Annotated in this window: 12 protein-coding genes; 1 reads left to right on the top strand and 11 read right to left on the bottom strand. The window is 68.6% G+C overall.

Going from position 1 to position 11250, the window contains the following annotated elements; all coding sequences use genetic code 11:
- Positions 1-445 (top strand): carbon starvation protein A (locus EB084_10945; protein ID NDD28770.1); only part of this gene is annotated, 445 nt, incomplete at its 5' end.
- Positions 446-624: 179 nt separating this feature from the next.
- Here the strand turns inward: EB084_10945 and EB084_10940 are convergent.
- The 11 genes from EB084_10940 to EB084_10890 form a co-directional block, all read right to left on the bottom strand.
- Positions 625-1239, bottom strand: coding sequence for a hypothetical protein (locus EB084_10940; protein ID NDD28769.1), 615 nt, complete (start codon positions 1237-1239; stop codon positions 625-627).
- A gap of 5 nt (positions 1240-1244) precedes the next feature.
- The gene (locus EB084_10935; protein NDD28768.1) at positions 1245-1922 is read right to left on the bottom strand and encodes a hypothetical protein; all 678 of its coding nucleotides are present in this window, start codon (positions 1920-1922) and stop codon (positions 1245-1247) included.
- A complete protein-coding gene (locus EB084_10930) occupies positions 1919-2512 on the bottom strand; it encodes a hypothetical protein (protein ID NDD28767.1) in 594 nt (197 codons plus the stop codon). The genes EB084_10935 and EB084_10930 overlap by 4 nt, the downstream gene beginning before the upstream one ends.
- A complete protein-coding gene (locus EB084_10925; protein ID NDD28766.1) occupies positions 2203-3036 on the bottom strand; it encodes a Rieske (2Fe-2S) protein in 834 nt (277 codons plus the stop codon). The genes EB084_10930 and EB084_10925 overlap by 310 nt, the downstream gene beginning before the upstream one ends.
- Positions 3037-3052: 16 nt before the next feature.
- Positions 3053-4990, bottom strand: a complete 1938-nt coding sequence (locus EB084_10920; protein NDD28765.1) for a hypothetical protein — start codon at positions 4988-4990, stop codon at positions 3053-3055.
- Positions 4991-5047: 57 nt separating this feature from the next.
- Complete coding sequence (trpA, locus tag EB084_10915; protein ID NDD28764.1) at positions 5048-5806, bottom strand: tryptophan synthase subunit alpha; 759 nt, start codon at positions 5804-5806, stop codon at positions 5048-5050.
- Positions 5803-7017, bottom strand: a complete 1215-nt coding sequence (gene trpB, locus EB084_10910; protein ID NDD28763.1) for a tryptophan synthase subunit beta — start codon at positions 7015-7017, stop codon at positions 5803-5805. Before trpB ends, trpA begins: the two co-directional genes overlap by 4 nt.
- Positions 7014-8393 (bottom strand): bifunctional indole-3-glycerol-phosphate synthase TrpC/phosphoribosylanthranilate isomerase TrpF, encoded by a 1380-nt coding sequence (gene trpF, locus EB084_10905; GenBank protein ID NDD28762.1) that lies wholly within the window; start codon positions 8391-8393, stop codon positions 7014-7016. The genes trpB and trpF overlap by 4 nt, the downstream gene beginning before the upstream one ends.
- Positions 8380-9381, bottom strand: coding sequence for an anthranilate phosphoribosyltransferase (gene trpD, locus EB084_10900; protein NDD28761.1), 1002 nt, complete (start codon positions 9379-9381; stop codon positions 8380-8382). The genes trpF and trpD overlap by 14 nt, the downstream gene beginning before the upstream one ends.
- Positions 9381-9962 carry an aminodeoxychorismate/anthranilate synthase component II gene (locus EB084_10895; protein NDD28760.1) on the bottom strand — a complete coding sequence of 194 codons (582 nt, stop codon included), beginning with the start codon at positions 9960-9962 and terminating at the stop codon, positions 9381-9383. The genes trpD and EB084_10895 overlap by 1 nt, the downstream gene beginning before the upstream one ends.
- On the bottom strand, positions 9959-11250 hold a 1292-nt coding region (locus tag EB084_10890; GenBank protein ID NDD28759.1), incomplete at its 5' end, for an anthranilate synthase component 1. The genes EB084_10890 and EB084_10895, both read right to left, overlap by 4 nt.

The raw sequence follows: 11250 nt of genomic DNA, 5'->3' as shown, positions 1-11250 counted from the left end.
CATCAACAGCCTGTGGCCCCTGTTCGGCATCGCCAACCAGACCCTCGCCGTCATCGCCCTTTGCCTGTGCACGGCGGTGCTCTTCAAGATGGGGCGTGGTGCGATGTGCGCGGTCACTGCCTTGCCCCTGGCCTGGCTGCTGGCCACCACCCAGACCGCCATCTGGCAGAAGGTCTTCGACGCCAGTCCGCGCGTGGGCTTCCTGGCCCAGGCACGCGCGCTCGAGACGAAGCTGGCATCCTTCACCGAATCCGCCGACATCACCGCGACCACCGCCCAGATCTTCAACGCCCGCCTCAACGCCGGGATGGCCGTGGTGTTCGCCATCGTGGCCTGGATCGTGGTGCTCGACGTGCTGCGGGTCTGTCACCGATACCGCCGCAGCGACGGCCGTGAGCACGCCCTGGCGGAGGCCCCCATCACGCCGTCCAGGCGCTCGGCATGAGCAACGACGAGATCGTTCTGCGCTGGCCCACCTGGCAAGAGATCCGCGCCTTCATGCGCGGCATGCTGGGCATTCGCTGCGCCTGCGGACTCGACGAGGGAGAGGCGATGCGCGCGTCGCAGGCGCGGCGCTACAACGGGGTGTCGCGCTGCTGCTGACGAGGGCGCGGTGAAATCCCGTCAGTGAGCCCCGTCAAAAATGATCTCGCTGATGCACGTGTCAGGCGACGAGGCGCCTGGGTACACCTCATCGATGGTGAGGCGAAGGCGATCGCCCGCGTGCACGGCGATCTCCGGGAACGTGACGCTCTGCACGTCAGGCGTATCGAGCAACGTCACCCGGCATCGGGACCGACCGTTGTAGTCGAGGCGCATCGACCTCACCCGGCTGTTGGCGCGCCAGGCGGCGGGCGACTTCGCGTAGCCGTTCACGACGCGGAAGCCGCGCAGCGGCGCCGTCCACGAGGCGACGTCCTTCTTCCCCTCGAACACGACCTCGAGCCACTCGCCCTTGCCCTTCGAGGCCCAGGCCGTGCTGCCATCGAGATCAGACAGGCGTGACGCGTCATAGCGGAGCGCGCCCTTCGGGGAGATCGACGCGCTGACCCGCGTCTTCCACGACGAGGCGCAGGCGAACGAACATCCTACGAAGTCTTTCACGGTCTCGCCGTCGACCTTTTTCGCGCGCACCGTCGGCAGCGCGGTGCGCGCCGAGGGCTGGGCATCGACCGGCGCGCCCGAGAGCGCGGCGACCACGACCACGATGACGATGAGAGACGCTGAACGCATGTACACGAAGCCTAGAATCCTGCCCATCTCAGATCTTGCTCGAAGCGCGCGTCGGCGGCATCGCTCATGGCGTGACGACCGGCTTCCTCGAACAGCGAAAGCGGAACCGTGACCTTGCAGGGGCCGGTGGCGAGCACAGCCTCCATCTCGGCCAGAGACTTGACACTCGCCACCAGCTGCTGGCACTCGAGCCGATGGGCGCGCAGCAGCTGTCCGATGGCGCGCACGGTCTCCACGCCATCGCCTCCAGCGGCGGTGATGCGATTGCAGTACGGCGCGATCCAGGTCGCCCCCGTGCTCGCCGCGACATAGGCCTGCAGCGGTGTGAAGATGGAGGTGACGCAGGTGTTGATTCCGCGATCGGCGAGGTTGCGCATGGCGCGCAGCCCATCGGGCGTGTACGGCAGCTTGATGACCACGCGTATCGGATTCACCACTTCGAGGATATCGCGCGCGTCGCGCAGCAGGCCCTCGGTATCGTGCGCCACCGGCTGCACGTAGAGGCGACGGCCATGGGTGACGTCGGCCAGCGCCCGCAGATGGGTGATGAACCGCTCACGCGTCACCACGTCGGTGCCGAGGGCGCGAGCCAGCAGCGTGGGGTTGAACGACAGCCCCCCGAAGTAGGGGTGCGCCGCGGCTGCCTGCGCCTCTTCGAGAGAGGCGGAGTCGAGGAACAGCACGCTCAGGTCTCCTCCAGGGCCCGCGCCAGCAGCTGATGGAACTGGTGCTCGCCGCCCTCGCGACGCACCGAGTAGCGCCCTGTATCAAAGAACCGCGAGTGCAGGTTGCGCTGCACCTTGGCGCAGATATCGCGGTCTTCGGCCTGGATCTGCTCGCTCACCGCGATGCTGCGGGCCACCACCTCGTCTGGCGTGTCCGCGGGGAACCAGTAGTCGAAGACCACCTCGCACGAATCCGGCCCCGTGGGCAGCGCGAGGTTCGTGTCGATGATCCCAGCGTAGCGGTTCACCGTGAAGTTCGGGAAGAGCCAGTAGTACTCGGCGTCGACCCCGGCACGCAGCTCGCCCACCCCGGGGGCGTTGCTCGGATCTTCAGCCTGGCGGGTGGCGCTGTGCTGCACGTTCCACCCGTCACCCAGCTCGGTGCGGTACGAGGCGTAGTCGAGGAAGCGATGCAGCAGCGGGTGCAGGCGCGGGATGTGATAGCCGCCATCGAGGTAGTTGTCGATGTAGACCTTCCAGTTGCTCTCGACCACATACGTGCGACGGTCAACGTGAACCAGCCCCTCGGTGCCATCGCACAGGCGATGTCGCAGCGCATCTGAGAGAAACGGCGGGGGTGCATCGGCGAGGCAGCCGCCTCTTCAACCGCCACCTCGGGAAGGCGCACCGCTCTCGGGTCGAAGTCTTCGACCCCCTCGCACTCGGGGGCCACGTGCAGCGCGCCATCGGTGCCGTAGGTCCAGCCGTGATAGGGGCAGCGGAAGGCCTTGCAGGCGCCGCGGGCCACTGTGGCCACGGGGCTCGCGCGATGCCGGCACACATTCGAGAAGGCGCGCAGCACGCCGTCCTGACCGCGCACGATGAGCAGCGACTCGCCCGCCACCGAGACCGTGGTGAACTCTCCCGGTGCCCGCAGCCACGCAGAGGGCGCGGCATAGTGCCAGCTTCGCGAGAAGATGACGGCGCGCTCGCGGGCCGCCACCTCCGGCGATGTGTACCACGCGGCCGGTGGGGTGCACGCCTTCTCGAGGGGCAACGAGACATCGAATGCGGGCTTCAGCGTCGTATCCTCCTGAGCACGGCGCTTCGCGTCGCCACGCCTCGCTCCCTTCGGCATCGGCCGCGCGACGCCCTCAGTCGCTCATGATGTAGATCAGCGGGCGCACGTCATCGCCCGGGGTCCAGTTCCAGTACTGCAGCAATATCTGATAGAGCAGCACCGCGGTCTCGCCCTCTCCCCACAAGAGAAAGGCAAGCGACTGGCGCAGCGGGCTCTGCCGCGTGAGGAACGCATAGATGCCGATGGGATCGATGGACTCGCTCACGTAGGCAATGGTATTCGCGATGGCCACCGCGCCCTCGATCTCGATGAGGAAATCGCTGTCGACCTGGCGCACACGCATGACCATCTCGTGGGTGAACGAGCTTCGGTCATCAGACATCTCGACGTGCAGGAACGCCAGTGGGCCCTCGACCTGGTAGTGCCCGCGGATGAACGCGGTCTTGCGCGCCCGGTTCTCGGGGGTGTTCGCCCCCACGGGCACCAGGTTGACCTTCTTGCCCACGAGCTCGTGGAACATCGTCGCGGAGGTCTCATCGGCCAGGATGAAGTCTTCCACGCGCAACTCGGTCGCCCGCTTCCAGCGCGAGATGATGCTGAGCACGATGATCGAGATGATGAAGACCGACGAGATCACCACGCCATCCGGTCGCTCGATGACGTTCACCACGGTGGTGTAGGCGAACACCGCCGAGACCCCCCAGAAATAGGTGCTCAGAACCTTCCGCCCCTCGTGCCACAGCGACAGCGAGACGGCGATGGCGGCCGAGAGCATGAGCACGAGCACGCCGGTGGCGTACGCGCCTCCCTGGGCCTCCACGTCAGCACGGAAGATGAGCGTGACGAGCACATCGATGAAGAAGAGCACGAGCACGAGCGGACGGGTGTACTCGACCCAGTGCGGCGCCATGCCGAAGCGGGGGAGGTTGCGCGGGATGAGATTGAGCATTCCCGCCATGGCAGAGGCCCCCGCGAACCAGAGGATGAGAATCGTGGAGATGTCGTACACCGTTCCCCACCCCTCGCCCAGCAGCTTGTGCGCGAGATAGGCGAGCGCGCGTCCCGCGGCGGGGCCGCCCTGTCGATACGCCTCTTCGGGGATGAGCACCGTGGTGACGAAGCTGGTGAGCAGCAGCATCACGCTCATGATGAGCGCCGCCGCCAGCAGCAGCGCTCGCGTGGCGCGGATGCGCCCGTGGGGCGGTTCACCGGGCACGTCGTCGGCCGAGCCCTTCACATGGGGCATCACCGAGACACCGGTCTCGAAACCGCTCAATCCAAGCGCAAGCTTGGGAAACACGAGGGTCGAGGCGAGCAGCACCGCGCTCCAGGTCGGGTGTGACGGGGCGAACAGGGCCTTGCGGAACAGCTCGAGATGGTCGGGCTCATACACGAAGATCTCGCGCAGGCACGCCCCCACGACCACCAGATTGAGCACGATGTAGGGCACCCCGAGAAAGGCCGCCACCCCCACGGCCTCGGAGAAGCCCTTGAGAAAGACGGCGGCGAGCAGCGCAAGCATGGCGAGGGTCACGATGATGTTGCCATGAAACTCCCCCAGGCGCTCTCGCACGAACGGGTTCTCCACGAGATGCTGGGCCGCATCTGCGGCCGAAAGGGTCATGGTGATGACGAAATCGGTGCTGGCAAACCCGATGAGCACGAGCACCGCAAGCTTGCTCGCCCACCCGTTGAGCATGCGCGCCAGCATGGCGATGGAGCCCTGTCCGGCGTACGACCGCTGCGCCACCTGCGAATAGATGGGCAGCGCGCCGAACAGCGTTGCCAGCACGAGAACCAGGGTGGCCACAGGCGACAGGGCGCCCGCCGCGAGCAGCGCGATGCCGGGCTGATAGCCCAGGGTCGAGAAGTAGTCGACACCGGTGAGCCACAGCACCTGGTACCAGGGCTTCGTGTGGTCGTGCGCCTCGCTCTGGGCGTGCTCATCGCGCGACTCGAGCCACGCCGCAAGGCGTGACGGGTGTTCGACATCGCGAGGATAGTCGCTCAGCCGTGGCAGGTGCCTGCGTGTCGGGGGCGCAGGGGTCTCGGCAGGCATGGCCTTGTCCTACCGCGCGCCCGCGCGCATCTGCCGCGCGAACGAGGAGAGCGCGTCGTGCATGCGCGCGGGGTCGCCGAGGTGCTCGGAGATTCGTGCCACCACCGCGCTGCCGCTGATGGCGCCCGCGGCACCCAGGGCGCGGGCCGCGCGCACATGCTCAGGCGTGGAGATGCCGAAGCCCACCACCGGAGGCGGCGCGCCGTGCGCGATGAGACGTTCGATGACGGCCCCACGGTCGAGGGTGGCGGCCTGCTCGGCCCCGGTCACACCCGCCCGGGTCACGACGTAGGTATACCCCGCCGACAGCGCGGCGATGCGTCGCAAGCGATCGTCTGAGGCATTGGGCGGCGCGATGAGCACCGGATCGACCCCTGCGTCGCGCGCGGCCTGCGCGAACGGCTCGGCCTCGGCGGCGCGCGCATAGAACCGATCGAGCCGCGCATGCGCAACGAGATTGGCGTAGACCAGCAGCCCGATGGGAACGTCGGGGTGCGCGGCACGCACCTCCTCGAGCAGGGTCCAGCACTGCTGCGGCGTGACCCCGCCCTCGAGCGCGCGCACGGCGGCCTGCTGGATGGTGGGGCCATCGGCAATCGGATCGGAGAACGGGATGCCAAGCTCGAGCGCGTCAACACCACTGGAAATCAACGTCTCGATGATCTCACGAGAGGTCTTCAGATCCGGATCGCCCAGCACCACGAACGGGATGAACGCCGCTGCGCTCTCGGCTCGCAGCCGTTTGAACATCGCAGGATATCGACTCATGCCTTGTCTCCTTCGCGCGCGCCCTCCAGCAGACCGCCGCGCGCTTCGAGGATGCGGCTCACCTGCTCCACGTCCTTGTCGCCTCTCCCCGAGAGGTTCACGACGATCTGCGACGGGGCGGTGGCCTTGCGCGCCATCTTCACCGCCCAGGCCACGGCGTGGGCAGACTCGAGGGCGGGCAGAATGCCTTCGCTGCGCGCCAGCTCGCCGAAGGCCCACAGCGCCTCTTCGTCAGACACGCCCACGTACTCGGCGCGACCGCTGTCGCGCAGGAAGGCGTGCTCCGGGCCCACGCCGGGATAGTCGAGACCCGCCGCCACCGAGTGGGTCTCGGTGATCTGGCCCTGGTCATCTTGCAGCAGGTAGGTGCGGGCGCCGTGCAGCACGCCCGGACGACCGCGCTGCAACGTGGCGCCGTGCTCACCCACGCCCTCACCGCGCCCCGCCGGCTCGACCCCGATGAGGCGAACCCCTGCGTCGTCGATGAAATCGCTGAAGATGCCCATGGCGTTCGACCCTCCGCCCACGCACGCGATGACGGCATCCGGCAGGGTTCCCTCGAAAGCGAGGAACTGCTCGCGCGCCTCACGTCCGATGATGCGCTGGAAGTCGCGCACCATCAAGGGGAAGGGATGGGGTCCCGCCACGGTTCCCAGCATGTAGTGCGTGGTCTCGTACGATCCGGCCCAGTCGCGCATGGCCTCGTTGATGGCGTCCTTGAGCGTGCGCGCGCCGCTCTCGACAGGCACCACCTCGGCCCCCATCAGGCGCATGCGAAAGACGTTGAGACGCTGGCGCTCGACGTCGCGCGCCCCCATGTAGACCCGTGTGGGAATGCGCAGCAGCGCGCCGACCAGAGCGGTGGCCACTCCGTGCTGCCCCGCGCCGGTCTCGGCGATGATGCGGGCCTTGCCCATGCGGCGGGCGAGCAGGCCCTGGCCCAGCACCTGATTGGTCTTGTGGGCGCCCCCGTGCAGCAGGTCTTCGCGCTTGAGCCAGATGCGCACCGGCGTGTCTGCGCAGAGGTTGCGACATCGATAGAGCGGTGTGGGACGTCCCGCGTAGTGGGTGAGCAGATCGGTGAGCTCGGCCTGGAAGAGGGGATCTTCACGTGCCTCGAGAAAGGCGGCCTCGAGCTCCTCAAGCGCGGGCAGCAGTATCTCGGGCACGTACGCGCCCCCATATTCACCAAACCGGGTCTGTGTCTTCATCGTATCGCCTCCAGTCTGCTCCGCAGCGCGGCAAAGAACCGATGCAGCGCCGCCGCGCTCTTCACGCCAGGACTGACCTCGACGCCGGAGCAGACATCGAGCGCCCACGCCCCCAGGTCATCGGCCGCCTGGGCACGCTCGGGAGTGAGGCCACCGCTCACGATGAGTCGATCTCGGTCAGAGATCCCCTCGAGCAGCAACCAGTCGAAGGTCTGCCCCGTGCCGCCACGAGCGCCCTTCACGAAGGCGTCGAGAAGCACGCGGTCAGCCTCCTCGATGCGGGGAATGGATTCGCGCACGCGCACCGCCTTCCACACCTCGATCTCTGGCGACAGGGCCGACCGCACGGCCGCAACAGCGGCCTCATCTTCCTCGCCGTGAAGCTGAACCGCGTCGAGGGCCAGGGCGCGGGCCGTCTCGGCCACCTCTGCCGCGGGCCGGTTCACGAACACCCCTGCCCAGGCGAGGCCGGGCTCGGCTTCTCGAACGGACCTGGCGGTGTCGAGAGAGACGCAGCGCGGAGATTCTGGCGCAAAGATGAGACCGCCCCACGACGCGCCCGCCTGCGCGGCAAGCTGGGCATCCGCGGGGCGCGTGAGACCGCACACCTTCACCCGCCCGTAGAGCAGCTCGCGCACCGCAACCGACAGGTCCGGTGCGCGCATGAGTGCCGTGCCCACCAGAAAGGCGTCGACGTGGCGGCGGAGCCGCCGGACATGATGATGCCCTGCCAGACCGGACTCGCTCACGAGCAGCGCGCCGGGCGGTCGCATCGGAGCGAGCGCTTCGGTCACGCTCAGATCGACCTCGAGCGTCTTGAGATTGCGATTGTTGATGCCCACAATGGCCGCGCCCAGGTGGCGCGCGCGGGTCATCTCGTCGGCGTCGTGCACCTCGGTGATGGCCTCCATGCCCAGCGCGCGAACGGCGATGGCGCACTGCGCGTAGGTCGCGTCGTCAAGCACGCTGAGCATGAGCAGAACGGCATCGGCGCCGTGCGAGCGCGCCTCGTAGACCTGGTACGGGTCGACCACGAAGTCCTTGCACAGAACGGGCTGGTTCACCGCTTCGCGCACAGCGCGCAGATCGTCGAAGCTGCCGCCGAAGTAGGGGCCGTCGGTGAGCACGCTGATGGCCGAGGCGTGCGGCGCGTAGACGCGGGCGATATCGGCCGGAGAGAACGCCGAGCGGATGAGCCCCTGCGAGGGCGAGGCCTTCTTGCATTCGAGAATGAAGCCCGTGCCACGCTCGGTGAGCGCGCCCGAGAGCGATCGCTCAGAGGGCGAGAGATGCTCGCGAAAGGTCTCGAGGGGCCGCACTCGCATGCGCTCGGCCACATCAGTGCGCTTGCGCGCCACGATCTCAGCGAGTGCCACGCAGCGTCTCCCTCCAGCGCTCGAAGCGCAGCCACGCCCGATCGGTGCGCAGCACGTCAAGCGCGCGCGCGGTTCCTTCAGCCAGGTCGGCGGCCTGCCCGGCCACCCAGAGCAGCGCGCCCGCGTTGATGGCCACCGCGGCCACGTGCGCCTCGTCGCCGCGCCCCTGTAGCAGATCGGTGAGCAGCTGGGCATTTTCGGCCACATCGCCCCCCGCGAGGCGCTCGATCCCGTACACAGGCAGGCCGGCATCGTGCGGGGTGAACGTCAGCGCGCGCACATCTCCGTCACGCAGCAGCGCCGCGGAGGTCGGCCCGTGGAGGGCGATCTCGTCGAGCCCATCGCCGTTCACCACAAGCGCGGACGCGCAGCCGAGACGGCCCAGGGTCTCCGCCATCGGCACGCACCATCGCGCGTCATACACGCCCACCACCTGCCAGCGGGGACGCGCAGGATTGACGAGGGGGCCGAGCAGGTTCAAGACCGTGCGAACCCCCAAGGCACGCCTCACGGGTGCCGCGTGACGCAGACCGGAATGCCAGGCCGGCGCGTAGAGAAAGCAGACCCCGGCATCGGCCAGCGCCCGACGCGAGGCATCTGCCGACGCCTCGAGGTCGATGCCCAGGGTCTCGAGCACGTCGGCCGAACCGCAGCGCGACGACACCGAGCGGTTGCCGTGCTTGGCCACGGGCACCCCGCACTCCGCGGCCACCAGGGCCGCTGCGGTGGACACGTTGAACGTGTGGGCACCGTCGCCCCCCGTGCCGCAGCTGTCGGCCACGGCGATGCCGGCCTCGAAGGTGCCCGCGGCCGCACGCATGGCGCGGGCCGCGCCCGCCATCACGGCCGGGCTCTCCCCGCGCAGCTTGAGCGCCACCAGCAGCGCCGCCGTCTCGACCTCGCTGAGCTGACCCGCAACGAGACGCGCGAAGATCTCCTCGGCCTGTGCCTCAGACAGTTCGTGCCCCTCGAGCAGCGTGGCGATCATCACGACGCAGATCCCCAGCGCATGACGTTCTCGAGCAGACGCCCACCTTCCGGCGTGAGGATCGACTCCGGATGGAACTGCACCCCGACGAGCTTGTGCGAGACGTGCTCGACGGCCATGACCACATCACCCACCCGTGCCGTGATCCGCAGCGAGGACGGCAGGCGCAGCGCGGCGAGCGAGTGGTAGCGCCCCACCGCCATGGGGCTGGGCAGCCCCGCGAACACCCCGGTCCCGTCATGAACCATGGGCGAGGTCTTGCCGTGCACGATGGCCCCCGCAGACCCCACCTCTCCCCCCAGCGCCTCGACCATGGCCTGGTGCCCGAGGCACACGCCGAACAGCGGAACCCGCCCGGCCGCAAGGCGAACCAGGGGAACGCAGCAACCAGCCTCCCCTGGGGCACCGGGGCCTGGCGAGAGCACGATCATGCGCGGCGCGGGCATGGCTTCGGCCAGGGCGAGGGCCTGCTCGGCGCTAAGGTCGTTGCGCCACACGTCGACCTGGCAGCCCCGCTTGCGCAGCTCGTCAACGAGGTTGAACGTGAACGAATCGAAGTTGTCGATGAAGAGAACGTTCATCCGGCCTCCCCTGCCGCACCGAGGGCGGTGATCACGGCCTGGGCCTTGCGACGGGTCTCCATCGCTTCCGCCTGCGGGTCGGAGTCGTAGACGATGCCCGCGCCGGCCCTCACGTGGGCCACCCCGTCGCGCACGAGGGCGCTGCGGATGATGATGGCCGAGTCCATCTCGCCGTCACACGATACGTAACCGACAGCGCCGCCGTAGGGCCCGCGCCGGGTGGCCTCGAGCCCCCGCAGCAGGGTCGCCGCCTTCACCTTGGGCGCGCCGACGAGGGTGCCCATGTTCATGCTCGCCGCGTAGGCATGGAGCGCGTCATATCCGGCGCGGAGACGGCCGCTCACATACGAGACGAGGTGCATGACGTGCGAGTAGCGCTCGACCGTGAGCAGGCGATCGACGCGCCGCGTGCCGGCTTCGCTCACCCGCGCCACGTCATTGCGGGCGAGATCGACGAGCATCATGTGCTCGGCCAGCTCCTTCTCATCGGTGCGCAGCTCGGCCTCGTAGCGACTGTCGAGATCGTCATCGACCACGCCCCCGACCCTACCGCGCGGTCGTGTGCCCGCGATGGGGCGGATCTCGACCCGCCCGCCGCTCACCTTGACGCACGTCTCGGGGGATGCGCCGAACAGCGTGTCCTCATCGCGGCGAACGTAGAACATGTACGGACTCGGGTTGAGCGCGCGCAAGCGGGCGTAGGCCGCCAGCGGATCGGCGCAGGGGGCGCTGAACGTGCGTGAGGCGACGATCTGGAAGACGTCACCCGCCACGACGTGCTCGCGGGCGCGCGACACGACCTGGCGGAACGCGGCGTCGTCGATATCGACGGCGGGCGCGGGCGCCGCACTGGCACTGGCGGGAGCGCTCGCCGGCGCCACGCCCTGGGCTTCGTCACATGCCCGAGACAGCGCCTCGATGGATGCGACCGCGTCGGCATGCGCACGCTCGCCTGCGGGACCGCCGAACGCGAGCGACACCACGGTGGTGCTGCTCTCTCGATGATCGATGACCACCATGCGCTCCGGCAGCCAGAACACGAAATCCGGGTAGCCGAGGGCGTCTTCGCGCGCCGGCGGCAGGGCTTCGAAGCCGTCGATGAGGTCGTAGGCGAAGACCCCGACCGCGAGAAGCGGAAGCGCGCACGGGCGTGAGGTGAGCGTCCATCCCATGGCCATCACGCGAAGCGCGTCGAGAGGGGAAGGGGCCTCGAAGCGGGCGCTCTCCGACTTCTCTCCCGCGGGCTGGGAGATGCGCAGCCGCAGCGCCCGCGCGTCGCTGTCGTCAC

This window comes from Pseudomonadota bacterium, assembly GCA_010028905.1.
Lineage (GTDB): Bacteria > Vulcanimicrobiota > Xenobia > RGZZ01 > RGZZ01 > RGZZ01.
This window is presented reverse-complemented; position numbering and strand designations above follow the sequence as displayed.